Consider the following 24,833-nt stretch of genomic DNA (forward strand, 5'->3'; position numbering starts at 1 on the left):
GAGTGGGAAAACAAGAGCGGGGCGCGTCGCTGTCGCGACGCGCCCCGCTCTTGCCAAACCGAGCCAGGAGATTACGGGTGCTTCGCGGCCGAATCCGTCTTCGCGGCCGAGTCGGCCTTGGCAGCCGAATCCGTCTTCATGGTCGTGTCAACCTTCATGGCGGTGTCCATCGCGGCCGGAGCCGGGGTCATCGCCGGCGCGGCCGTGTCAGCCACCGGGGTCTCTTCCTTCGTGGAGCAGGCGGCGAGAACGAGCACGGCAGCGACGAGGGCAAGGCGCTTCATCAGCGATCTCCTGGGGGTGGGGCGGGGGACTGTGACGCGCACGATCGGCGCGCCACATATCCGCGCCCGAAATGTCGGGCTCGGATTTGGCGCGTCCAATCTCACCGGCGCGTAGAGGGCTGTCAAGGTACGCATGCCACGGGGTACCTCCGGCAAGTCGCGCACTACCAACGCCTTTCGGCGGCGTCTCGTACGCATGTGGCATGCGCGCGACCTGCGGGCGGCCGCGATTCTCCGCCTCGACGACGTCCGCAGCCGCACGAACCTGGCGCCGGCGCCGCGCGTTCGGCCCGGTGCCGGCGCGATGCACGCGCGCCGCGCGCTGCCCCGTGCGCCGCGCCCCGCTCGAATGGATCTTGCGGCCGCCTGGCGTGTGCAAAGCGTTCCATCGCCTTCCCGGAGATCCCCCGTGGCGTCACGTCCCGACACCCTGGGCGCGCTCAAGCGCTCGTCGTTCGCCTCCCGTCGCGCCCGATCCGTGAAGGACGAGGTGCGGCGCAACCTCCTCGTGCGCCTCGCCGGCGGCGGCCCGCTCTTCGAGGGCGTCCTGGGCTACGAGGAGACGGTCATGCCGCAGATCGTCAACGCCCTCCTCTCGCGCCACAACTTCATCCTCCTGGGGCTGCGCGGGCAGGCGAAGAGCCGCATCCTGCGCGCGCTGGTCGGGCTGCTCGATCCGGAGATCCCGGTGGTGGCCGGCAGCGAGGTGAACGACGACCCGTTCGCGCCGATCTCCAAGTTCGCGCGCCAGCGGCTGGCGGAGGCGGGCGACGACACGCCCATCGCCTGGGTGGGACGCGACGGCCGCTACGTCGAGAAGCTCGCCACGCCCGACGTGACGATCGCCGACATCATCGGCGACGTGGACCCGATCAAGGCGGCGCGCGGCGGGCACCTGCTCTCCGACGAGCTGACGATCCACTACGGCATGCTGCCGCGCGCCAACCGCGGCATCTTCGCGCTCAACGAGTTGCCCGACCTCGCCGGCAAGGTGCAGGTGGGCCTGTTCAACATCATGCAGGAGGGCGACGTCCAGATCAAAGGCTACCCGGTGCGGCTGCCGCTGGACGTGCTGCTCTGCTTCACCGCGAACCCCGAGGACTACACGGCGCGCGGCAAGATCATCACGCCGCTCAAGGACCGCATCGGCAGCGAGGTGGTGACGCACTACCCCGAGAGCGTGGAGCTGGGCATCGCGATCACGCAGCAGGAAGCGTGGACCGCGCGCGAGGACGCCGACGGCAACGCGCTCCCCGTGCGCGTCCCGCCGCTGGTCGCGGAGGTGGTCGAGCGCGTGGCGTTCGAGGCGCGCACCGACAAGCGCGTGGACAAGCGCTCGGGCGTGTCGCAGCGCATGCCGATCACGGTGATGGAGAACGTCGTCTCGAACGCGGAGCGGCGCGCCGCGCGCACGGGCGACGGCGACGTGGTGCCGCGGCTGGCCGACGTCTTCGCCGCGCTGCCCGCGATCACCGGGAAGCTGGAGCTGGAGTACGAGGGGGAGCTGGTGGGCGGCCCCGCGATCGCGCGGGAGCTGATCCGCCGCGCCGCCGACGCGACGCTCAAGGCGCACGCGGGCGCGCTCCGCCTGGACGACGTCATCATCTGGTTCGACGAGGGCGGCGCGCTGCAGGTGGACGACGAGTTGCCGTCGGCGCTGGTGGCGCAGGCGTACGACACGGTGCCCGGGCTGCGCGACGCGGTGCGCGCCGGCCGGCTGGCCGACGACGACGATCCGGGCTTCGTGGCCGCGGCATGCGAGGTGGTGCTCGAGGCGCTGGTGGCGCGCAAGAAGATCTCGCGCTCCGACGCGGGCCAGTACGGCCGCGCGCAGAACGAGCAGCGGCGGCGGCCGGGCCAGGACCTGTTCGGCGGCGGCCTGAGTGCCTGAACGGCGCCCCGCCGGCCGCCGCGGCAGCGCCGCGCGGCCGGCGCCGTCGGCGACGACACCGCCGGCGACGACGCCGCCGGCGACGACGCCGCCGGTGACGGTGCGCCGCGCGACGCCCGACGACCTGGAGGTCGTGCTCGCGATGCGCCTCGCGCTGCTGCGCGCGCACGCGGGCAACGTGGTCTACGGCCGGCTGCGCGCCGACGCCCCCGAGCGGGCGCGCAGGCTGTTCGCCGAGCAGCTCGCGTCACCGCACGAGGCGACCTGGCTGGCGGTCGATGCCGCGGGCGGCGCGCTGGGGATCCTGCGCTGCATGGAGGGGCGCGGCTCGCCGCTGCTCGACCCGCCGCGCTACGGCTACGTCGCGTCCGTGTGGGTGGCGCCCGAGGCGCGGCGGACGGGGATCCTGCACCTGCTGATGGCGGCCGCCGAGGCCTGGACGCGCGAGCGCGGGCTCGACGAGCTGCGGCTGCACGCCGCCGCCGACAACGCAACCGCCACCGCCGCCTGGCAGGCGATGGGCTTCACGGTGGCCGAGCAGCTCTTCGTCCGCCGGCTGCCCGCCGACTGAGCGCACGACCCCCGTGCGCGATCGGCCTGGCGGAGTGATCTTCCGCACGGCCACGGGCGGTGGGGACCGTTGCCTCGACGTCCTCCCCACCGTCCTTCCCCTGCTCCGCAGGCGCGTCGCCCGACGCGCCCGCGTCCCGGCCGTTCCCTGCCTGCCCGGCCGTCCGGCCGCGCTCCCGGTCCGGAAGCGCGGCCCCCCTCCTCCGCCACCCATGTCCGCTGCCCCCGCGACGCCCGTACCGACCCGCCGTGCGCGGTCCGGACTCGGCATGCGTGGCCAGATGGTGCTGCTCGTCATCACCGTCGTGACGCCGTTCCTCGCGCTGTCCGCGCTGCGGGCGCGCGAGCGCGCCGTGCGCGCGCGCGAGGCGGCGGAGGCGGGCGCGCTGGCGGCGGCGCGCCTGGTGCGCGGCCAGGTGCAGGACCGCGCCCACTCGATCCAGACGCTGCTCGCGGCCTCCGCGCACGCGGTGCGTCCGACGGCGGCGGCGGCGGCCGTCAACGACACGGTGCTGGCGTCGGTGATGCGCGGGCTGACGGGCGCCGACGCGGTGAGCAACCTCTGGGTGTTCGACACGGCCGGCAGCAACGTCGGCACCTCGCGCCGCCCGCTGCCGGCGCGCGCCAGCATCTTCGCGGGCGACCGCCCGTACTTCCGGCAGACGCTGCGCACCAACGGCCCCGTGGTCAGCGATCCGCTGCGCGGGCGTCCCGACAGCACGCGCTGGTCGGTGAACTTCACGCACCCGATCCGCGGCGCGGACGGCGCGGCGGCCGGCGTCATCATCGGCACCGTGGGGCTGCGCTCGTTCGAGCGCACGTTCGCGCAGGCGCCGCTGCCCGACGGCGCGACGGCCACGCTCACCGACGCCCAGGGCATCGTGCTCGGGCGGTCGCGCGACGCGGCGGCGTGGGTCGGGCGACCGCTGCACCGCGGCGCCGGCGCGGGCGCGACCGCGATGGGCGCCGAGGGCGTGGTGGAGATGACCGGGCGCGGCGGCATCCGGCAGCTGGTCGCGCACACCGCGATCCCCGAGCTGGGCTGGCGCGTGTTCGTCTCGGTGCCCAGCCGCGCCGCGCTCGCGGGCGTGGACCGCGAGCTGCGGCGCGACGTCGGGCTCGCGCTGGCGACGCTGGTGGTGTCGCTGCTGCTGGCCGTCGCCGTGGGCCGCCGCCTCGTGCGGCCGCTGGAGGCGCTGGCCGACGACGCGCAGTCGCTGTCGGCGGGCGAGGTGCCCAAGCGCGTGCTCGTGGACGCGCCGGGCGAGCTGGGGACGCTGGCCGACGCGTTCCACGAGATGGCCGCGACCATCGCGGCGCGCACGGCCGCGCTGCACCGCAGCGAGCAGCGCTACCGGCTGCTGTTCGACGCGTCGCCGCTGCCGATCTACGTGGTGGACCTCGGGACGTACCGCTTCCTCGCGGTGAACGACGCGGCGGTGACGCAGTACGGCTGGTCGCGCGCCGAGTTCGCGGCGCAGACGCTGCTCGACATCCGCCCGCCGGAGGAGCGGCTGCGCTTCCTCTCGGCCGCACGGTCGCTGGGGATGGCGCAGTCGTTCAACGACCGCGCGAACGCTGGCGTGTGGCGCCACCTGCGCAAGGACGGCTCGACGATCGACGTCGAGATCTTCACCGCCATCACCGAGTACGAGGGGCGGCCCGCGCGCCTCTCGGTGGCGATCGACGTCACCGCGCGCCGGCTCGCGGAGCGCGCGCTGCAGGAGTCGCAGGAGCAGCTGCGCCGCGCGCAGAAGATGGAGGCGCTCGGCCGCTTCGCGGGCGGGATCGCGCACGACTTCAACAACCTGCTCACGGGCATCCTCGGCTACTGCGACCTGGCGCTGGCGGACCTCGCCCCCAACGCGCAGGAGCGCGAGGACTTCGAGGCGATCCGCGTCGCCGCGCAGCGCGCCGCGTCGCTCACCGGGCAGATCCTCGCCTTCAGCCGCGGGCACGTCGTGCAGCCCGTGCCGCTCGACCTGAACGAGGTGCTGGCGGGGCTGGAGTCGATGCTGGCGCGCGTGATCGGGGAGCACATCCGCCTGACGGGCCTGCGCGATCCCGCGCTGCACGCGGTGCTGGCGGATCCGGGACAGCTGGAGCAGGTGATCGTGAACCTCGCGCTGAACGCGCGCGACGCGATGCCCGACGGCGGCACGCTCACCATCGGCACGCGCAACGTGCACGTGGAGGCGCACGATCCCGCGCATCCGGGCGTGGCGGCCGGCGACTGGGTGGTGCTGGAGCTGCGCGACACCGGCATCGGCATGGACGCGGAGACGCAGGCGCGCATCTTCGAGCCCTTCTTCACCACCAAGGAGCGCGGCAAGGGCACGGGCCTCGGCCTCGCGACGGTGTACGGCATCGTGCGCCAGGCCGGCGGCGCCGTGCAGGTGCGCAGCGCGCCGGGCGCGGGCAGCGTGTTCACGCTCTACCTGCCGCGCACGACCGTCGCGCCCGAGGCGCGGCGGCCCGAGCACGCGTCCGGCGACGTGCGCGGCGGCAGCGAGACGGTGCTGCTCGTGGAGGACGAGGACGCGGTGCGCGCGATCGCGCGCGAGACGCTGGCGCGTCGCGGCTACGACGTGCTGATGGCGTCCGACGGGCCGGGCGCCGTCGCGCTGGCGCGCCGCCACCCGACGCCGATCCACCTGCTGCTGACCGACGTCATCATGCCGGGCATGCATGGCCGCGAGCTGGCGGAGACGCTGCTGCGCGACCGGCCGGGCATGCGCGTGCTCTTCATGTCGGGCTACACGGAGGACGAGGTGCTGCACCGCGGCATCTCGACCGAGGCGCTGGCGTTCATCGCCAAGCCGTTCACGCCCGACGCGCTGGCGGCGCGCGTGCGCGACGTGCTGGACGCGCGCGACGACGAGGCGGTGCTGGAGGCCGCGCCGTCGCTCGTGCGCGCCGGCAGCTGACGGCTTTCCGCTCGGAGGCCGCGCCGTGCCGATCGTGACCGTCTCGCGGCAGTTCGGGGCCGGCGGCTCCGAGCTCGCCGCGCGCGTGGCCGAGGCGCTGGGCTGGCCGCTGCTGGACAACGCGCTGCTCGACGAGGTGGCCGCGCGGCTGGGCACCTCGCGCGAGGCGGTGGCGGCGCGCGACGAGCGGCGGCCCTCGCTCGCCGCGCGGTTGGCCGACGCGCTCGCGCTGGGCGCCACCGACGCCGAGCCGTCCGTGACCGCGGCGCTGCCCGGACGCGACGCCGAGTCGGTGGCGCCGCCGCCCGCGGAGGAGCAGGTGCTGGCCGTGACGCAGCGCGTGATCGTCGAGGCGGCGGCGCGCGGGCCGGTGGTGGTCGTGGGGCGCGGCGCGCAGGCGGCGCTGGCGGCGCGCGCCGACGCGCTGCACGTGCTCTGCTGCGCGCCGCGCGACGCGCGCATCGCGCGGGTGGCGGCGCGCGAGGGGCTGCCCCTGGGCGCCGCCGCGCGCCGCGTGGACGACGTGGACCGCGAGCGCCTGACGCTCGTGCGCAAGCGGTGGGGCCGCGAGCTGCTGGACCCGTCGCACTACGACCTGTGCCTCAACAGCGCGCGCCTGGGGCTCGCGGAGGCGGCGACGCTGGTGGTCGAGACCGCGCGCGCGCGCCTCTAGTCCGACGCGGGCCGTCCGAGCGCCGCGACCTCCGGGTGGCGCGTGAACACCCACAGCGCGTAGCCGAGCATCAGCGCGGCGCCGCCGCCGATGGCCCAGTCGACGCCGAGCGCGCGCGCCACCGCGCCGCCGAGAAAGGCGCCGACGACCTGCGCCATCCCCACGACCACGAACGAGTACGCGGCCATCAGGCGCCCGCGCAGCGCGTCGGGGACGATGGCCTGCAGGAGCGCGTTCGCCAGCGCGCCGTTGAGGATCATCGCGAAGCCCACCGCGAGCAGCACCGCCATCGCCAGCCACGCCTGGCGCACGAACGCGAACGCCACCAGCAGCGTGGCGAAGGCGAACGACGCGCCCACCAGCAGGCGCCCGCGCGGGATGCGCGGGCCCACGGCCGCCAGGTAGAGCGCGCCCGCCAGCCCCCCGATGCCGACCGCCGCCAGCAGCACGCCGTAGCCGTCCGCGCCGAGGCCCAGGCGGTCGCGCGCGACGACGGGCATCAGCGTCAGGTACGGCGTGCCCAGCACGCTGAACACGAGCACGACGCCCATCAGCGTGCGCACCTCGGGCGTGTGCCACATGTACGCGAAGCCCTCGCGCAGCCCCTCCAGCGCGCTGCCGCTGGGCGCGGGGCGCTCGCGCTTCGGCAGGCGGATGCGGAACAGCCCGATCAGCACCGCGACGTAGCTCAGCGCGTTGACGCCGAAGCACCACGCGATGCCGAACGCCGCGATGACCACCGCGCCGATCGCGGGGCCGACGATGCGCGCGAGGTTGAACCCGCTCGAGTTGAGCGCGATCGCCTCGGACAGGTCCTCGCGGCCCACGAGGTCGATGATCAGCGACTGGCGCGCCGGGATCTCGAACGCGCTGCAGACGCCGTAGACGAACGCGAGCCCGAGCAGCGCCTCGATGGTCACGTGCCCCGTGACCGTCAGCAGCCAGAGCGTGGACGCCTCGGCCAGCATCAGCGCCTGCATCAGCATGACGAGGCGCAGCCGGTCCGCGCGGTCCACGTACACGCCGGCGACGAACGACAGCAGCAGGATGGGCAGCGAGCCCACCGAGGCCACGAGGCCGACCAGGAACGCGTTGTTCGTGAGCTCGAGCGCCAGCCAGCCCTGCGCCATCGTCTGCATCCACGTGCCGACGAGCGAGACCGTCTGGCCGATCCAGAAGAGCCGGAAGTTGCGGTGGCGGACGAGGGTGCGGAACGGGTTCAAGGGAGCGGCGTCGAGCGGTGAGCGGCGAGCGGCGAGCGCGCCCGCCGGTGGCGTCCGCTGCCGTCTCGCCCGATCGGGCACCTTCCGGCGCACCTTCGCGCTTCCCATAGTGTATCCAGGCACGCCTCCGGACGCTCGACGCTCGCCGCTCGACGCTCACCGCTGCCCTCATGCGCTTCCACACGTACACCAAGTACAGCCCCGAGCTGGCCGACGCCGTCGACCTGCAGTCGCTGCTCGACCGCCTCGCCGACTTCCTGCTCGACTCGGGGTTCGCGGGCGGGCCGCACCACCACCCCTTCTGGGGCGACTTCGGCGAGGACCAGGACAAGTCGCTCGACGCGCTGCGGCAGGCGATCCTGGACGCGCTGCTGGAGAGCGGGCAGTTCACCCCCGAGATGCTGGAGGCGCTGCGCGGCGAGGGGACGGAGGACGCCAACGAGAAGCTGGCGCAGCTGCTCGACCAGCTGGTGCAGCGGCTCACCGAGGAGGGCTACCTCACGACCTCCGCGCCGCCGCAGATGCCGGGCACGCAGCAGCCGGTGACGGGCAGGGGCTCGCTCGCCCACGCGGCCAGCAAGGACGTGCAGTTCAACCTCACCGACAAGGGCATCGACTTCCTCGGCTTCAAGACGCTGCGGCACCTCCTGGGGTCGTTCGGCAAGTCGAGCGTCGGCAGCCACGACACGCCCTACCTCGCGACCGGCATCGAGGCCGACGGCTACACCAAGCCGTACGAGTTCGGCGACGTGCTGAACCTGGACGTCAACGAGACGCTGAAGAACGCGCTCGCGCGCACGGGGTCGCTCGACGTGCCGATGGACATCGACTACCCGGACCTCGCCGTGCGGCAGGCCGAGTACCGCTCCAGCTGCGCGACGGTGCTGATGCTCGACACGTCGCACTCGATGATCCTCTACGGCGAGGACCGGTTCACGCCCGCCAAGAAGGTCGCGCTCGCGCTCACGCACCTGATCCGCACGCAGTTCCCGGGCGACTCCATCAAGGTCATCCTCTTCCACGACTCGGCGGAGGAGATCCCGATGGCGAAGCTCGCGCAGGCGCAGGTGGGGCCGTACCACACCAACACGGCCGAGGGGCTGAAGCTCGCGCGGCGCCTGCTGCTGGCGCAGAAGAAGGACATGCGGCAGATCGTCATGATCACCGACGGCAAGCCGAGCGCGCTGACGATGCCCAACGGGCAGATCTACAAGAACTCGATGGGGCTGGACGCGCACGTGCTGGCCGAGACGCTGCGCGAGGTCGCGGACTGCCGCCGCGCGGGGATCGTCATCAACACCTTCATGCTCGCGCGCGACCGGGCGCTGGTGGAGTTCGTGAAGCGCGTCAGCGAGATCGCGCGCGGCAAGGCGTACTTCACCAACACGATGTCGCTCGGCCAGTTCGTGCTGATGGACTTCCTGCGCAAGAAGACCCGGCGCGTGAGCTGAGCGGGACAGGGCGCTAGACTTCGGGCGTGCCCCGCCCCGCTCCTCCCCTTCCCGTCGTCGATCCCGCTCGGGCCCGCGCGTTCGGGACCCGGCTGCGCGCCTGGTTCCGCCGCCACGGCCGCGACCTGCCGTGGCGCCGCACGCGCGACCCGTACCACATCCTCGTCTCGGAGCTGATGCTCCAGCAGACGCAGGTCGTGCGCGTGGTGGACTACTACGCGCGCTTCCTGGAGCGCTTCCCGACGCTGCGGCACGTCGCCGAGGCGGAGCCCGAGGCGGTCACCGACGCGTGGGCGGGACTCGGCTACTACGCGAGAGCGCGCAACCTGCACGCGCTGGCGCGCCGCGTCACCGCCGCCGACGGCCCGGGCGTCATCCCGCCAGACCCCGAGGCGCTGCGCGCGCTGCCCGGCGTCGGCGCCTACACCGCCGGCGCGGTGTCGTCGTTCGCGTACGAGCGTCGCTCGGCGCTGGTGGACACGAACGTCGCGCGCGTGCTGCAGCGCGTGTTCGCGCCGTCGCTCGACCCCAAGCGCCCGCGCGACCTCACGCGGCTGTGGCGCATCGCCGAGGCGATCGTGCCGCGCACCGGCCGCGCGGCATGGGTGCAGAACCAGGCGCTGATGGAGCTGGGCGCCCTGGTGTGCACCGCGCGCGTGATGCGCTGCGACCAGTGCCCCGTGCGCGCGTCGTGCGCGACCTACGCCGCGACCGTCGCCGCGGCGCGCACGACGGTCGCGAAGCGCGTCAGACGCTGACCGTCGCCGAACGCTCCATCGTCGCTGGCGCCGCGACGCGCGCGGGAGCCGACGCGCGCTCCTGCCGCAGCCAGCGCTCGGCCACCAGCACGTACCAGAGCTGACGCGCCGACGCCTCGTCGAGCGTGGGGGACGCGAGCAGCCGGCGCGCGGCCGGCGCGTCGATCCACCCCTCGGCGTGCAGCCGCGACTCGGCCAGCAGCGCGTCGAGCGGCGCGCGCCAGCGGCCGCGGACCCAGCTCTCCACGGGGATCGTGAAGCCGCGCTTGCGCTCCGACGCGGCGCGCTGGCCGATGCGGCGGCGCACGATCTCGCGCAGGATCGCCTTCAGCTCCCCGCCGTGCTGGCGCACCTCGTACGGCAGCGAGCTGGCGTACTCCCACATCTCCTGGTCGAGGAAGGGGGAGCGCGCCTCCAGCGCCCAGTACATCGCGCCGCCGTCCACCTTCGTCAGGTACTCGGCCACGAACTGGTGCGCGAGGTCGTGGCGCAGGTAGTCGCCCAGCAGGTCGCGCGCGGAGCCCACCGACCATGGGATGCGCCGCGCCTCCACGTCGACGTCGCGCAGGCGCTCGCCGAGCACACCGTGGCGGCGCAGCGCGGGCAGGCCAGGCGTCGCCGCGAGGAACGCGCCGAGGCCACCGGTGACGTAGTCGGCGAGGTGCACGCCGCGCTTCGCGATCCCCACGCGCGGCACGAGATGCCGCCCGCGCCGCCACGCCCACGCCACCGCCTCGGGCGTGTGGCGCGCCGCGCGCGCGATCGACCGCATCCACCGATGGCGCGGATAGCCGAGGAAGACGTCGTCGCCGCCGTCGCCGGTGAGGAGCACCGTGGCGGACTCGCGCACCGCCTGCGACACGCGCAGCATGCCGAGCGCCGACGACACCGCGAACGGCTCGCCGTAGGCGCCCACCAGCTCGTCGAGCGCCTCGTCGTCGAAGTCGCGCATCTCCAGCACGCGATGCGGGATGCCGATGTCCTGCGCCGTCGCGGTGGCGGCCGCCGTCTCGTCGGCGACGTGGCCCGGCGTGCCGACGGTGAACGCGGTGATGTCGCCGCCCAGCTCGCGCACCGCCCAGCACACGAGCGCCGAGTCGATGCCGCCGCTGAGGAGCGCGCCCACCGGGACGTCGGCCTGCAGGCGCCACTCGACCGCGCGCAGCAGCAGCCGCTCGGTCTCCTGCACCGCGTCCTCGAAGGTCACGGCGCCCGCGCTGCCGGCGGCGGGCGGCGTCCAGTAGCGGCGCGTGGACATCGCGCCGTCCGCCCACTCGAGGATCGTCGCCGGCGGCAGCTTCTCGACGCCCGCCCATGCGGCGTGCGTCTCGTCCACCCAGCCGTACTCCAGGACGTCGGCCACCGCCTCGGCGGTCAGGTCGCCCGTCACGCCGGCGGCGCGCAGCGCGCGTACCGTGGACGCGAAGGCGATCCCGCCGTCGGGCGTCCGCGCGTAGGCCAGCGGCTTCACGCCCAGCCGGTCGCGGACCATGAACAGGCGGCCGCGGCGCTCGTCCCACAGCGCGAACGCGAACATGCCGCGGATGCGCGCCACCAGCCCGTCGATGCCCCAGGCGCGGTAGCCGTGGAGCAGCACCTCGGTGTCCGTGCGGCTCCGGAAGACGGCGCCGTCGCGCTCCAGTTCCGCCCGCAGCGGGCCGAAATTGTAGATGGCGCCGTTGAAGACGACGCCGAGCGCGCCGTCCTCGGTCACCATCGGCTGGAGGCCGGCGGTGGAGAGGTCGAAGATCGCGAGCCGCCGGTGGCCGAACGCGGCGCGCGACCAGGCGTGCACGCCCTGGCCGTCCGGGCCGCGGCGCTCGAGGGCACCCAGCATCGCGCCCACCGCCTCGACCTTCGGACCGCTCGGCACCGCACCGACCCACCCCGCAATTCCGCACATTGGCTGCTTCCTCGACTCTCGGGCGCCGCGGCGCCGACCGGCGCCGCACAGAGATACGCGCAGGGACACGACGACCCACGCGCGTTCGGGGCCACGGGACGGGGCGTCGCGTCACGAGCAGTCGCGTCACGGCTGGGCCAGCTTCTTGCCCCCTGCCGGCGCCGTTACACTCCGAAGCACCCGCTCCCGCGGACGGGGCCCGTCCCCGCGTCCGCCCCCTGCAGCCCTCGCCTGTCACCCTTCGTGCCTGACGTGCAGTCGTGGCCGTCCCCGGAGTATACCGCTGACACCGCGACCGCGGAAACCGGCGGCGCGGACCGGCCAGCCCCCCGGACGCCGTCGCGGGTGCGCCCGCGCGTCTGCGTCGTCGCGCCGTCGCTGCGCATCCTCGGCGGCCAGGCCATCCAGGCCGACCGGCTGATGCGGCACCTGCGCCACGAGGGCCGGGTGGAGGTGGGCTTCGTCCCCCACAACCCGAAGCTGCCCGCGCCGCTCGACCGGCTGCAGCGCATCAAGTTCGTGCGGACGCTGGTGACGACGGCGGCCTATCTCGCGCTCCTGCTCTGGCGCGTGCCCCGCTACGACGTCCTCCACGTCTTCTCGGCGTCGTACTGGTCCTACGCGCTCGGTCCGATGCTGGCCATCCTGGTCGGGCGGCTGTACGGCAAGCAGGTGATCCTCAACTACCGCAGTGGGGATCTCGAGGATCACATCCGCGAGTGGCCGCTGACGGCCGCGCGCACGATGGCGCTGGCGCACTGCATCACGCCGACGCCGTACCTCACGGGCGTGTACGCGAAGTTCGGCGTGAAGGCGGACGTCATCCCGAACTACCTCGACCTCGAGCAGCGCCGGTACCGCGAGCGCACGCCGCTGCGCCCGGTGTTCCTGCTCAACCGGCTGTTCGAGGGGCTCTACGACTACCCGACGGCGCTCGAGGCCTTCCGCCTGATCCAGGCCGAGGTGCCCGAGGCGCGGCTGCTCATCGCGGGCTACGGGCCGCTGCGCGAGCAGATCCTCGCGTGGATCGCCGAGAAGGGGCTGCGCAACGTCGACTTCCGCGGCAAGGTCACGCCCGCCGAGATGAACGAGCTGTACCACGAGGCGGACATCTACATGACGACGCCGCTGCGCGACTGCTTCCCGAGCTCCATCCTCGACGCGTTCGCGTCGGGCGCGCCGGTGGTGACCACGAACGCGGGCGGCATCCGCCACATCGTGGAGCACGACCGCACCGGCTGGATGGTGGAGTGCGGCGACGCGCGCGGGCTGGCCGAGGGGGCGCTGCGCATCCTGCGCGATCCGGACTACGGCCGCCGCCTGGCCGCCGCGGGCCGCCGCGAGGTGGAGTCGCGCTACGTGTGGGACGCGGTGGGCCCGCAGTGGGAGGCCACGTACGAGCGACTGACGCCGCACCGCGCCTGATCGCGCGAGACGCACATGCGACGAGGGGCGCCCGATCCGGGCGCCCCTCGTCGCATGTGCATCAGAGACCGTCAGCGACGCGCGGTCACTTCCGGATCGAGTCCTTGCGCGTGTCCGGCTGGTAGTCGGTCAGCTGCGACACGTACTGGCGCTCCGGCGCGCCGACGTAGATCTGCCGCGGGCGGGCGATCTTCTGCTCCTTGTCGAGCAGCATCTCCTCCCACTGCGACAGCCAGCCCGCCATGCGCCCCATCGCGAACAGCACGGTGAAGTACGACGTCGGGAACGCCATGGAGCGGTAGATCAGCCCCGTGTAGAAGTCGACGTTCGGGTACAGCTTGCGGCTGACGAAGTACTCGTCGTTGAGCGCCGCCTCCTCGAGCTTGAGCGCGATCTCGAGGTCCTTGTCCATGCCGACCTGCGCGAACACCTGGTCGGCGAGCTGCTTCACGATCTTGGCGCGCGGATCGTAGCTCTTGTAGACGCGGTGCCCGAAGCCCATCAGGCGGCTCCCCTTCCCGCCCTTCACCTCCTCGATGAACGCCGGGACGTTCTTCGGGTGGCCGATCTGCTCGATCATGCGCAGCACGGCCTCGTTGGCGCCGCCGTGCAGGGGACCATACAGCGCCGCGACGCCCGCCGCGACGGCCGAGAACGGGTCGACGTGCGACGAGCCGACGGCGCGCACCGCGCTCGTCGAGCAGTTCTGCTCGTGGTCCGCGTGCAGGATGAGCAGCACGTCGAGCGCCTTGGCGAAGGCCGGGTTGGCCTCGTAGCGCGGCTCCGACATGCGCGCCACCATCGACAGGTAGTTCTCGCCGTACGGCAGCGAGTTGTCGGGGTAGACGATCGGCAGCCCCTTCATGTGGCGGTAGATCATCGCCGCGATCGTCGGCGTCTTCGCCAGCAGGCGGATGATCGAGATGTAGCGCTGCGCCGGGTCGAAGATGTCCTTCGCCTGCGGGTAGAACGACGACAGCGCCGCCAGCGCCGACGTCAGCATCGCCATGGGGTGCGCGTCGTGACGGAAGCCCGTCAGGAACTTGGCGATGTTCTCGTGCACGTACGTGTGGAACGTGATGTCGTGCACCCAGCTGCGATACTCGTCCTGCGTCGGCAGCTCGCCGTGGCGCAGCAGGTACGCCACCTCGAGGAAGGTCGACTTCTCGGCCAGCTGCTCGATCGGGTAGCCGCGGTAGCGCAGGATCCCCTTGTCGCCGTCGATGAACGTGATGGCGCTCTTGCACGACGCGGTGTTCATGAACGCCGGGTCGTAGCTCATCATGCCGAAGTCGTCGTCGGCCGTCTTGATCTGGCGCAGGTCGGACGCGCGGATCGCCTCGTCGCCCTCCGTGCCGCGCTCGAGCATCGTGACGCTGTAGCTGCGCTGCGTGCGCGGGTCCTTCACTTCCAGCGCGCTCGGCGCCGCCTGCGCGGACTTCGCGCCGGCCGCCGTCGTATCGGTCTGGCTCATGCCGCTCTCCCGGGTGGTGTGCGGTCGCGATCGTCGTGCACGCGTGACCCGCGTCGTGCCGTACGTCCTGACGCGCGTCCTGTACGCACGTGGCACGCGGACGGCGACGCCGCATCCGCGCTGCGGGCCAATCTAGCGACGCCGTTCACATGCGGGCAGCACCGGCCACGCGCGCGTGGACGCGCGGGTGCGCGGCCCTGCCCGCGGGCGCCCGCCACGCGTTACCTTCCGCGCCGACGGCGGGTCCCCTCTGCGACCACCGCCCACGTCCGCTCCTCCTCCCCGTCTCCGCCCGCCCCGTGCTCCTTCGCTCGATCGCCGTCACGATCGCCCGCGTGCTGCCGCGCGGCGTGAAGCAGTGGGTCCACGGCCGCCGCTCGCTCGACCGGCTGGCGCGGCGCTCGTTCGCGTCGCTCTCCGGCGCCGGCTCCACGGCCGTGATCGCCGGCGGGCCGCTGGCGGGCGTCAAGCTCGTCACCGGCGAGCACGTCTCGCACGCCCACCTCAACGGCACCTACGAGGAGGACGTGCTGCGCGCGGTGGACCGCGAGGTGCGCGCGGGCGACGTCTGCTACGACCTCGGCGCGAGCATCGGCTACCTGTCGCTGCTGATGGCGCGCCGCGCCCGCCAGGTCTACGCCTTCGAGCCGGCCCCGCACGCGGCGGCCGAGATCCGCCGGCACTCGGCCGCCAACGGCTTCGCGCACATCGAGGTCGTCGGGCTCCCCGTCTCCGACCGGCCGCGCAACGTCACCTTCGCGCTCACCGACGTCGCCTACGGCTCGGCGATCGTGGACGGGAAGACGCAGTGGCCGACGCTCGACCTCACGGCGACGACGCTCGACCAGTTCGCGCAGGACCACGAGCTCCCCGACTTCGTGAAGATCGACGTCGAGGGCGAGGAGGGGCGCGTTCTCGAGGGCGCCCGCACGCTGCTGGAGCGCGGCACCATGACGTGGTGCATCGAGCTGCACAACGCCCCGGTGGCGCGGCACGTCCTGGAGCTGCTGGAAGCGCACGGCTACGTCGTCGAGACGCTCGACGGCCAGCGCTTCGCGGTGCACGGCGACGTCATCGCCGGCGACGTGCAGATCGTCGCCCGCGCGCCGCGCCGCCCGGCGGCCTAACCCGGCGGGCATCGCACGAAGACGGGGGCGGGCGCCGATGCGCCCGCCCCCGTGCCGTGTCAGCGCTTGGCGCGCTTCGGACGCCCGCCCGCCGCCGGCAGGCCGCCCAGCTCGCACACCACCGCCCACTCCTCGGGCGTCACCGGCGTGATGCTCAACCGGTTGCCGCGCCGCAGGATGAGCATCTCCTCCAGCCCCGCCGCGCCGCGCAGCGCGTCGAGCGAGACGTAGTTGGGGAAGCGCGCCACCGCGCGCACGTCGACCATCAGCCAGGTCGGCTCGTCCGGGTCGCTCTTGGGGTCGAAGTGCTCGTGCGTCGCGTCGAACGCGGTGTGATCGGGATACGCGGCCAGCACGATCTCCACGATCCCCGCCACCCCCGCCGGCTCGGCGTTCGAGTGGTAGAAGAACGCCAGGTCGCCGACCCGCATGTCGTCGCGCATGTAGTTGCGCGCCTGGTAGTTCCGGATGCCGTCCCAGTACGTCGTGCGGTCGGGCGCGGCGAGCAGGTGGTCGAAGCCGAAGCACTCGGGCTCCGACTTGAGAAGCCAGTGGCGGGGCGGTCGGGAGGCGGACACGGGCGGGCGTCGCGGACGGGGGGAACGCGGCGGGACGGGCGCCCCGCCGCCGACGCAACACGATGGTCGGGTCCGCCCATTTCCGGCACCCCGGCGCACCATTCGTCCGAGGTGCACGCGAATTGCCCGACAGCGCGGCATGACCACGGCCCAGGCCGGACCCGCCGGAGCGGACGAGGCACCCGCTCCCCACACCGCGGACGCGCGCCCGCGCGCGCTCATCGACGGCTCGAACGTCGCGCACGCGACCGAGGGCGGCGCGCGCCTCGCCAACATCCTGCTCGTCCGCGACCGGCTGCTCGCGCAGGGCTTCGACCCGATCATCGTCGCCGACGCGGCGCTGCGCCACCAGATCGACGACGGCGTGCACTACGAGTCGCTGGTCGGCAGCGGCGAGATCCACCAGGCGCCCGCCGGCACCGACGCGGACTACTTCCTCCTCAGCTTCGCCAAGGAGCTCGACGCGTCGCTGGTGTCGAACGACCGCTTCCGCGACCGGAGCCGCCAGTTCGCGGCGGTGCGACGGCAGATCATCCGCTTCATGATCCTCGCCGACGAGGTCGTGTTCGAGCGGCGCACGGGGAAGCGCGGCGCGCATGCCCCCACCCCGGGCCGCGAGCGCGCGCAGGGCCGCTCGCGCGGCAGCCGCCCGTCGCGCGAGTAGCCGGCGCCCGCGCTAGACCAGCGGGGCGTGCGGCAGGTCGAGCACGAACTCGAACCGCGTCCCGCGCCCCACCTCGGAGTCCACCGACAGCTCGCCGCCCATCGCGCGCACGAGCTTCTGGCAGATCGCCAGCCCCAGCCCCGCGCTCGAGAACGCGTAGTCGCGCGCCTCGGGGCGCTCGCGGAACGTCTGGAACAGGTGCGCGAGCACGCGCGGCGGGATCCCGCGCCCCGTGTCGCGGATCGTGAACCGAACGCGCGAGCCGCGCTCCGCCGCGACGCGCAGCTCGACCTCGCCGGCGGGCGTGAACTTGAGCGCGTTGGTCACGAGGTTCAGGATCACGCGCTGGATCGCCGGCCCGTGCCCGGTGCGCGCGCCGGCCGGCGCCTCGCCGATCACCAGCGTCAGCCCCTTCTCCTCGGCGATGGGCTGCACGATGCCGCGCACCGCCTCCAGCAGCTGCGCCAGCGAGAAGGGCGCGGGCTCGCCGGCGGCCAGGCGGTCGCCGCCGCGCGCCAGCTCCATCACGTCGCCCACCAGCGCCGTCAGCCCGAACGCCGCGCCGTAGACGAGCCCCAGCTGCCGCTCCTGCGCCGCCGTGATCGGCCCGCCCTGCTCCGCGCGCAGCTGCTCCACCAGGAAGAGGATGGAGCCGAGCGGGGAGCGCATGTCGTGCGCGACCTCGACCAGCAGCTCCAGCGCGCGCGCCCCCGAGAGCTGCTCGACGACCACGCGCGCGACGTCCGCACGCGCGGCGTCCTCCAGCCGCTCGCACGCCGCCAGCACCGCCACCAGCGCCCGCGGATCGGCGCTCGGCTCGCCGGCGGCCTCCTGCGTCACCGTCTGCTGCAGCAGCCGCGCGCGCAGCGCGCGCACGAGGTCCGTGAGCGACACGGACCAGGGCAGCTCGGGCGGCACCACCGCCCCACCCCCGGGACCGTCCTGCACCGCGCCGCGCAGCGCCACGCACAGCACGCGGAGCGCGTGGCGCACCGCGTTGTCCGGCCGGCGGTCGGCGCGCGCCGCGGTGCCGGGCGACGCCGTCCAGTGGTCGCTGACCCACGCCGCCGCGCGGTCCACCTCCTCCCACACGTCCACGCGCCGGCCGGCGGCCTCGCGGGGCGGCAGCAGCGGCGTGGCCCGCGTGGTGAGCGGGTGGAAGCTCTCCGGTTCGTCGGTCACGAGTCGGAGCGGAGGGACGAGGCGGGGCGGCTCGGCGCCGGTGCTCATCGCGCGGGTGCGCCGGTCAGTCGCCGAACGTGGCGAGCGCCGCGCCGGCGTCGTCGCGACGGATGTTGTGCTTCTCCAGCAGGCGGTAGAGCGTCGTGCGGTCGATGCTCGCCAGCCGCGCGGCCTTGGACATGTTGCCCGCCGCGCGCGCCGTCAGGCGCGTCAGGTACTCGCGCTCGAAGTGCGTGACCAGCTGCTCCTTGGCCGTGTGGAACGACTCGTTGAAGATCGTCGCGGGCAGGCCGGCCGTGCCGCCCTGCTCCATCGGCGCATCCTCGTAGATCGGGATGTCGTCCGGCGAGATCGGGCGCCCCGGCTCCGCGACCACCGTCACGTGCTCCATCACGTTCTGCAGCTCGCGCACGTTCCCCTTCCAGGGGCGCGTCTGCAGGAAGGCGATGCTCTCCTCCGTCAGCACCGGCAGCGGCGTGCCCGCCTTGCGGTGGCGGCTCCAGAAGCGCTGCAGGAAGTGGCGGGCGAGCAGCGCGATGTCCTCGGGCCGCTGGCGCAGCGCCGGCAGCCGGATGGGGACGACGCACAGGCGATAGAAGAGGTCCTCGCGCAGCAGCCCGCTCTGCACCGCCTCGCGCGGGTCGCGGTTGGTGGCGGAGACGAAGCGCACGTCGACCACCGCGTCCTGCTTCTCGCTGCCGACGCGGCGCACGACGCCGTCCTGCAGCACGCGCAGCAGCTTGGCCTGCAGCGGCATGGGCATCTCGCCCAGCTCGTCCAGGAAGAAGGTGCCGCCGTTGGCCATCTCGAGGAGGCCCGGCTTGTCGCGATCCGCGCCGGTGAAGCTCCCCTTCTTGTGGCCGAACATCTCGCTCTCCAGCAGCGCGCCCGGGATGGCGGCGCAGTTCACCGGCACCAGCTTGCGGTTGGTGCGGCGGCTGTGGCGGTGGATGTACTGGGCGATGAGCTCCTTGCCGGTGCCGCTCTCGCCGAAGATCATCACCGAGGCATCGGTCGCGGCCACGCGCTTGGCCATCGCGATGGCCTGGCGGAACGCCGGCGACTCGCCGATCAGGATGTCGTCCTCCTCGGCGACCGCGGCGGCGGCGGGGGCCGCGGCGGCGGGCGACGAGTGGAGCGAGCGCGTCTCGCGAACCGTCACCGTCGAGCTGCCCGCGCGCGCGGCGTGCGCCGCGCGGCCCACCAGCACCTGCAGGTGCGACGCGGAGAACGGCTTGGGCAGGTAGTCCCAGGCCCCCGCGCGCAGCGCCTCGAGGCTGGAGGCGACCGTCGGGTTGCCGGTCATCACGACGACCAGCGTCTCGCGGTCGGCCGAGCCGATCGCGCGCAGGACGTCCATCCCGCTGACCGGCGTCATGTAGAGGTCGACCAGCGCGATGTCGAAGTGCTGCCGCTGGGCGGCCTCGATCGCGTCCTCGCCCCGGGCGAACGTCACGACCTGGTGCCCATCGAGCTGAAGCACGTTGGCGCAACCCTCGCGTAGGGTGCGGTCGTCGTCGACGATCAGGATGCGCAGCTGCTGCTTGCGGTCCGGGTCGTCCGCACGGTCGGCGGGGTCGGTCATGGCGCGGCGGGATTTTCGGAGGGGGAGCCCGGAACTCGCGCTCGACAGCGACGGCCTGGGGACGTAAACATAGAAGGCCGAGCCCGGGTGTGGCATGGATCGCACAGAGTTGTGTCGACCGCGCCACACGGAAACTTGAGCCGCCGCCCCGGAATCCCGGTGCGGCAGTCCGTCCCAGCTGCCGATACCTTAGGATCGCGTCCCGCACGCGCCCCCCGCCCGGCCCAGGCCGGCGGGTGTCCCGCGCGCGGGGTGCAACCGCCGCCAGTTCCCGCGGGTACCTTCCCGCTCGCGCTTCCGGATCCTCTTCGCGTCGTCACCCATGTCCGCATCGCTCCCGCCGGCCCTTCCGTCCGGCCACGGCTCGGCGCTCGAGCCCTATGCCCACCCCCACACGCCGCCGGTCGTCTACCGGGGCGACGCGGGCGAGGGCGACCAGTCGGGCGGCGGCGAGATCGGACGCGTCCTCTCGGCGCTCAACCGATTCAAGTGGCTCGTCCTGGCCGTGCTCGCGGTCGGCAGCGCCGGCGGCGTCATGGCGACGCGGCTGCTGACGCCCGAGTACCAGGTCCAGTCGACCATCCTGCTCACCGGCGCCCAGGGCGGCAGCTCGTCGCGCGGCCCGCTGCGCGACGACGCCCTCCTCGACGCGCAGGGCTGGCAGGACCTCCTGCGGTCGTACTCGATCGCCGACTCGGTGGTCATGCAGCTGGCGCTCTACCTGGAGCCCAAGAAGGCCGCCGACTCGGTGGTCTTCCGCGGCTTCCAGCTGAACCGCGCCCGCTTCTACCCGGGCCAGTACACGCTCGAGATCTCGGGCCCGCGCTACACGCTCCGCGACAACATCGGCGTCATCAACGAGACGGGCGTCGTCGGCGACTCGATCGGCCGCAAGGCCGCGGGCTTCCTCTGGCGGCCGACCAAGGCGGTCCTCGGCGACGACCGCACGATCGAGTTCCGCGTGCGCACGCCCCGTGAGACGTCCGTCGGCATCCTCCAGCGCCTGAACGTCGAGCTGGCCCAGGGCTCGAACCTGATCCTGCTCGGCCTCTCGGGGACGCCGCAGCAGAAGCCGGCCGAGACGCTGAACGCGTGGGGCGAGCAGTTCGTCCGCATCGCCGCCGACCTCAAGACGGCCCGCCTGTCGCAGTTCGTCCGCATCCTCACCGCCCAGCGCGCGGAGGCCGAGCAGCGCCTGCGCAACGCCGAGATGGCGCTGACGCAGTTCCGCGTGAACACGGTCGCCCTCCCCTCCGAGGGGCTGGCCATGAAGCCGGGGCTGAGCGGCATCGCGATGCGCGAGCCGGTGTTCGACCAGTACTTCAAGGACCGCTACGACCTGCAGACGGTGCAGCGCGACCGCGCGCAGCTCGACGCGGCGGCGGCGAAGGTCACGCCCACCGAGACGCCGATCGAGGCGCTGCTCGCCATCCCGTCGGTCGCGAGCGACCCAGGGGCGATGACGCTGCGCGAGTCGCTCAACGAGCTGGCGAAGAAGCAGGCGCAGTACCGCACGCTGAAGGAGCAGTTCACCGACTCGATGCGCGTCGTGAAGGACGCCCTCTACGGCATCCAGCTCCTGCAGTCCACGACGATCCCGCAGCAGCTGGCCGCCTACCGCGCCGAGCTGGCCAAGCGCGAGGCGACCATGCAGAGCACGATCGCGAAGGCGACGTCGGAGCTGCAGGGCATCCCGTCGCGCTCGATCCAGCAGGAGGCCTATCGCCGCGACCTGGACAACGCGACGCAGCTCTACGCCTCGCTGCAGGCCCGGTCGGCGGACGCCGAGCTGTCCGAGAAGAGCGCGATCCCGGACGTGCGCATCCTCGACCAGGCCGTGATGCCGCTGGAGCCGACCAAGAACACGGCGCCGCGCATCATCCTGATGGCGATCGCCGGCAGCCTGGGCCTGGGCGTCGGCCTCGCGTTCCTGCTGGACCGCCTGGACCGCCGCTTCCGCTACCCCACGCAGGCGACGCGCGACCTGGCGCTGCAGATCCTCGGCGTCGTGCCGGTGGTCGAGCAGGGCCGGCGCGCCTCGGCCGAGAAGGTGGCGAACGTCGTCGAGGCGTTCCGGTCGCTGCGCATGAACGTCCGCTACGCGTGCATGCCGAGCCAGAAGGTCACGCTGGCGATCACCAGCCCGGGGCCGGGCGACGGCAAGTCGCTCGTCGCCTCGAACCTGGCGCTCAGCTTCGCCGAGGGCGGCTGGCGCACGGTGCTGGTGGACGCGGACCTGCGGCGCGGCTTCCTCAACGAGACGTTCGAGCTGCCGGCGACGCCGGGGCTGATCGAGTACCTGGAGGGCACGAGCCCGCTGGACGACGTCCTGAACGCGACGCACCACGCGAACCTGACGGTGATCGCCGGCGGGACGCGGCACCGCCGCGCGCCCGAGCTGCTGGCCACGCCACGCATGCAGGAGCTGGTGGCGACGCTGGCCCGCAGCTTCGACGCGATCATCATCGACACGCCGCCGCTCGGCGCCGGCACGGACGCCTACGCGATCGCGACGGCCACCACGAACGTCGCCATCGTGCTGCGCGGCGGCACGACCGACGTGAAGATGGCGAAGGCCAAGATGGAGACGCTGGACCGGCTCCCCGTCTCGGTCATCGGCGCCATCCTCAACGGCGTGCAGACGGACGACGGCATCTATCAGTACTACTCGTACGACCCGCACTACACGCTGGCGGCGGTCGAGGACCGCGAGGCGCCGGAAGAGGCGGAGGTGGCGCGGATCGGCGACGGCCGCTGACCGCCGCCGACCGCCGCCGACCGCCGCGAGACGAGGAGGGGCCCGACGGCAGCTGCCGTCGGGCCCCTCGTCCTTTTGCCTTCACGCCCTCAGCGCGCCGCGAGCTCCGGCGGCGCCGTGCGCTGCAGGGTCGCGACCGCGCGGCCGACGAGCGCGATCGCGTCGTCGGGGCCGGCGGGGGTGGGTTCCAGCGCCATGACGCTCGTGCGGACGCGCTCCGGCCCCGCCCCGTCCAGCGCGACGGCCAGCCGGTCGGCCAGCACGCGCGCGCCCGCGGCGCCGGTGCGCGGCGCCAGCACCACGAACTGCGTCCGCCCCACGCGCCCGATGACGTCGGAGGCGCGGCCGCTCGCCAGCCAGGCCCCGCGGAGCCGCGCGGCCTCGTCGGCCTCCTCGGCGCGGCGCGTGGCGGCGTCGTCGGCCGGACCGGCGCTGGTGCCGGTGCCGATCGCGACGCACGCGAGCGGGGTCCCGCCGCGCGCCGCGTCCGCCCCCAGCTCGCGGGCGCGGCTGAGCAGCCCGCGCAGGTTGTAGACGGGCGCCTCGCGGTCGAGGAGGCTGGCCCGCTCCAGGCGGTCGGCGTAGCGCTTGGCCGCCAGCCACGCGTCCAGGCGGAGCCGGAGCAGCGGTGCGTCCACGGGCAGCTCCACGACGTCCCACGCGCCGCCGGCGAGGGCCGCCAGCCGGTCGTCGCGGCTCAGCGGGTCGGCGGAGAAGGCGACGACGGGCGTGGCGGGCGTGATCGCGCCGGCCTCGCGCAACGCGCGGCCGACGCGCTGGCGGCCGGCCAGGCGCGCCTCGAGCCAGGCGTCCACGAAGACGACGTCCGGGTTGGTGGCATCGGCGACGTGGAGCGCCTGCTCGAGCGACGCGGCGCGGCCGACGGCGTATCCCCACCCGGAGGCAACGGCGCCGAGGGCGAGGGCGAGCCAGTCGTGGTCGCTGACGAGCAGGACCGACGGCGGGCGCTCGTCGGCCAGGGCGTTCGACATGAAGGGAGGAGGGCGGGAAATACGGACGACGCTGCTGGTACGCCCTTCGCAAGGATCGCCGCAGCGGGTTCCCTCCGATCCGCCGCCGCTCGGCCGACCGGCCACCGCGGCGCGTAGTCCCATGCCCTGAAAGCAGTTGCGCCCGCTCCGGCGCCCCGGTGCTTCAGGAATGGGCCAAAGGTGCCGATTACACGATGTTGAAGGCATGCATGAGCATCTGTAGTATAGGCTCGACAGAGTCCCGGCCCGCTGGCGCCGTATCCACAGTGGCCGGCGAGTCGTCGTCGTCCCGTCTGCCGGCCGCCCGGTCGCGCCTCGTGACCGGGAGCTCCGCCTCACCCCCGCACATGTCATCCAGCGTCTCCGGTCGGCCGTCGTCCCCCGCGACCTTCCCGCCGCGCGTCCGCGGACTGCGTGCGCTGCTGGCCGCCGTGGTGGCGCTGGCGCTCCCGGCGGCGGCGCACGGCGCCGCGGCGGGTCCGGCCCTGGCCGTCTCGAGCGCGCTGCTGCTGCAGACGCCCGCCACGGCGGGCCGCGCGACCGACGCCACGCCGCGCCCCGCGTCCGAGGTCACCTCGCAGACGCTGCGCGCCACGCGCGCCGAGCTGACGGCCGCGCTGGACCGGGCCGAGCGGGCGGCGTCGCGGGCGTCGGGGCGCGAGCGCGAGCGGGCGCAGGCCGAGGCGACGGCGATCCGCGCGCGGCTGCGCGACGGCGACTTCCGGGCGGGCGACCGCCTGTCGCTGGCGCTGGGCGGGGACACGGCGACGCGCGAGATCTCGATCCGCGAGGGTCCGCAGATCGAGCTGCCCTACGGAATCCCGCCGCTCGTGCTCACCGGCGTCCTCCGCGCCGAGCTGAGCGACGCCGTGGCTACGCATTTGCGAAAGTACGTCCGCGAGCCGGACGTCCGCGTGCGACTCCTCCAGCGTCTGAGCGTCAGCGGTGCCGTCGGCCGGCCGGGTGTCTACTGGGTGCAGCCGGACATGCCGCTGGCCGAGGTGATCATGCGCGCCGGCGGGATCGGCGCGGGCGCGAAGACCGACAAGGTCGTGGTCACGCGCGCCGGCAAGGAGGTGATCGACCGCAAGACCTTCGCACGTCTCTCCCGTGAGGGGCGGACGGTGGAGGAGAGCAATCTCCAGCCCGGCGACGAGGTCCGGGTGCCGATCGGCTCGCAGCGCAACTGGGGGCAGATCGCGACGTACGCGTTCTTCGGCGTCTCGATCCTGACCGCCGCTCTCGCCCTGATCCGGTCGTCCTACCAGTAAGTCCGGCCGCGCATCGCTCTCACCACACGTGCTCCCGTTGCAGCCGCTTCACTCGGACGGATCCGGCGCCCAGCCCCCGTCGCTCCTCGACGCCGCG

General features: G+C 73.7%; 19 protein-coding genes. 11 read left to right on the top strand and 8 right to left on the bottom strand.

Annotated elements, in window-relative coordinates:
- Positions 1-71: 71 nt before the first annotated feature.
- The gene (locus rosag_RS24665; RefSeq protein ID WP_284352858.1) at positions 72-284 is read right to left on the bottom strand and encodes a hypothetical protein; all 213 of its coding nucleotides are present in this window, start codon (positions 282-284) and stop codon (positions 72-74) included.
- 409 nt (positions 285-693) lie between these two features.
- Between rosag_RS24665 and rosag_RS24670 the strand changes: the two genes are divergently transcribed.
- From rosag_RS24670 to rosag_RS24685, 4 genes are all read left to right on the top strand, one after another.
- On the top strand, positions 694-2,175 hold the full coding sequence (locus rosag_RS24670; RefSeq protein WP_284352859.1) for a magnesium chelatase ATPase subunit I: 1,482 nt from the start codon (positions 694-696) through the stop codon (positions 2,173-2,175).
- A complete protein-coding gene (locus tag rosag_RS24675) occupies positions 2,168-2,746 on the top strand; it encodes a GNAT family N-acetyltransferase (RefSeq protein WP_284352860.1) in 579 nt (192 codons plus the stop codon). The genes rosag_RS24670 and rosag_RS24675 overlap by 8 nt, the downstream gene beginning before the upstream one ends.
- A 268-nt stretch (positions 2,747-3,014) precedes the next feature.
- Positions 3,015-5,672 carry an ATP-binding protein gene (locus tag rosag_RS24680; protein ID WP_284352861.1) on the top strand — a complete coding sequence of 886 codons (2,658 nt, stop codon included), beginning with the start codon at positions 3,015-3,017 and terminating at the stop codon, positions 5,670-5,672.
- Positions 5,673-5,697: 25 nt separating this feature from the next.
- Positions 5,698-6,345 (top strand): cytidylate kinase-like family protein, encoded by a 648-nt coding sequence (locus rosag_RS24685; RefSeq protein WP_284352862.1) that lies wholly within the window; start codon positions 5,698-5,700, stop codon positions 6,343-6,345.
- Here the strand turns inward: rosag_RS24685 and rosag_RS24690 are convergent.
- Entirely contained in the window at positions 6,342-7,568 is a 1,227-nt protein-coding gene (locus tag rosag_RS24690; protein ID WP_284352863.1) for an MFS transporter, read from the bottom strand. The two genes, rosag_RS24685 and rosag_RS24690, sit on opposite strands and share 4 nt — an antisense overlap.
- Positions 7,569-7,738: 170 nt before the next feature.
- Between rosag_RS24690 and rosag_RS24695 the strand changes: the two genes are divergently transcribed.
- Entirely contained in the window at positions 7,739-9,019 is a 1,281-nt protein-coding gene (locus tag rosag_RS24695) for a vWA domain-containing protein (RefSeq protein ID WP_284352864.1), read from the top strand.
- Between the two features lie 26 nt (positions 9,020-9,045).
- The gene (locus rosag_RS24700; RefSeq protein ID WP_284352865.1) at positions 9,046-9,777 is read left to right on the top strand and encodes an A/G-specific adenine glycosylase; all 732 of its coding nucleotides are present in this window, start codon (positions 9,046-9,048) and stop codon (positions 9,775-9,777) included.
- Here the strand turns inward: rosag_RS24700 and asnB are convergent.
- Positions 9,767-11,680: an asparagine synthase (glutamine-hydrolyzing) gene (asnB, locus tag rosag_RS24705; RefSeq protein WP_284352866.1), complete on the bottom strand. Its 1,914-nt coding sequence runs from the start codon at positions 11,678-11,680 to the stop codon at positions 9,767-9,769. The two genes, rosag_RS24700 and asnB, sit on opposite strands and share 11 nt — an antisense overlap.
- 345 nt (positions 11,681-12,025) lie before the next feature.
- On the opposite strand from asnB, the gene rosag_RS24710 reads away from it, so the two are divergent.
- Positions 12,026-13,105 (top strand): glycosyltransferase family 4 protein, encoded by a 1,080-nt coding sequence (locus tag rosag_RS24710; RefSeq protein ID WP_284352867.1) that lies wholly within the window; start codon positions 12,026-12,028, stop codon positions 13,103-13,105.
- Between the two features lie 85 nt (positions 13,106-13,190).
- Here the strand turns inward: rosag_RS24710 and rosag_RS24715 are convergent, their stop codons facing one another.
- On the bottom strand, positions 13,191-14,579 hold the full coding sequence (locus rosag_RS24715; RefSeq protein ID WP_284352868.1) for a citrate synthase: 1,389 nt from the start codon (positions 14,577-14,579) through the stop codon (positions 13,191-13,193).
- Positions 14,580-14,878: 299 nt separating this feature from the next.
- Between rosag_RS24715 and rosag_RS24720 the strand changes: the two genes are divergently transcribed.
- Positions 14,879-15,706: an FkbM family methyltransferase gene (locus rosag_RS24720; RefSeq protein WP_284352869.1), complete on the top strand. Its 828-nt coding sequence runs from the start codon at positions 14,879-14,881 to the stop codon at positions 15,704-15,706.
- Between the two features lie 59 nt (positions 15,707-15,765).
- Here rosag_RS24720 and rosag_RS24725 read toward each other — a convergent pair whose 3' ends face one another.
- Positions 15,766-16,284, bottom strand: a complete 519-nt coding sequence (locus rosag_RS24725) for an EVE domain-containing protein (protein WP_284352870.1) — start codon at positions 16,282-16,284, stop codon at positions 15,766-15,768.
- Positions 16,285-16,423: 139 nt separating this feature from the next.
- Between rosag_RS24725 and rosag_RS24730 the strand changes: the two genes are divergently transcribed.
- On the top strand, positions 16,424-16,948 hold the full coding sequence (locus rosag_RS24730; RefSeq protein WP_284352871.1) for an NYN domain-containing protein: 525 nt from the start codon (positions 16,424-16,426) through the stop codon (positions 16,946-16,948).
- A 12-nt stretch (positions 16,949-16,960) separates the two neighbouring features.
- Here rosag_RS24730 and rosag_RS24735 read toward each other — a convergent pair whose 3' ends face one another.
- Both rosag_RS24735 and rosag_RS24740 read right to left on the bottom strand, forming a co-directional pair.
- Positions 16,961-18,130, bottom strand: coding sequence for a sensor histidine kinase (locus rosag_RS24735; protein ID WP_284352872.1), 1,170 nt, complete (start codon positions 18,128-18,130; stop codon positions 16,961-16,963).
- Between the two features lie 64 nt (positions 18,131-18,194).
- Positions 18,195-19,715, bottom strand: a complete 1,521-nt coding sequence (locus tag rosag_RS24740) for a sigma-54-dependent transcriptional regulator (protein WP_284352873.1) — start codon at positions 19,713-19,715, stop codon at positions 18,195-18,197.
- A gap of 322 nt (positions 19,716-20,037) precedes the next feature.
- Between rosag_RS24740 and rosag_RS24745 the strand changes: the two genes are divergently transcribed.
- A complete protein-coding gene (locus rosag_RS24745) occupies positions 20,038-22,473 on the top strand; it encodes a GumC family protein (RefSeq protein ID WP_284352874.1) in 2,436 nt (811 codons plus the stop codon).
- An 89-nt stretch (positions 22,474-22,562) separates the two neighbouring features.
- On the opposite strand, the gene rosag_RS24750 is transcribed toward rosag_RS24745, so the two are convergent.
- Entirely contained in the window at positions 22,563-23,465 is a 903-nt protein-coding gene (locus rosag_RS24750) for a response regulator (RefSeq protein ID WP_284352875.1), read from the bottom strand.
- Between the two features lie 347 nt (positions 23,466-23,812).
- Between rosag_RS24750 and rosag_RS24755 the strand changes: the two genes are divergently transcribed.
- Positions 23,813-24,736 (top strand): polysaccharide biosynthesis/export family protein, encoded by a 924-nt coding sequence (locus rosag_RS24755; protein ID WP_284352876.1) that lies wholly within the window; start codon positions 23,813-23,815, stop codon positions 24,734-24,736.
- Positions 24,737-24,833: the final 97 nt, after the last annotated feature.

The sequence above is a fragment of the Roseisolibacter agri genome (genome assembly GCF_030159095.1).
GTDB classification, from domain to species: domain Bacteria; phylum Gemmatimonadota; class Gemmatimonadetes; order Gemmatimonadales; family Gemmatimonadaceae; genus Roseisolibacter; species Roseisolibacter agri.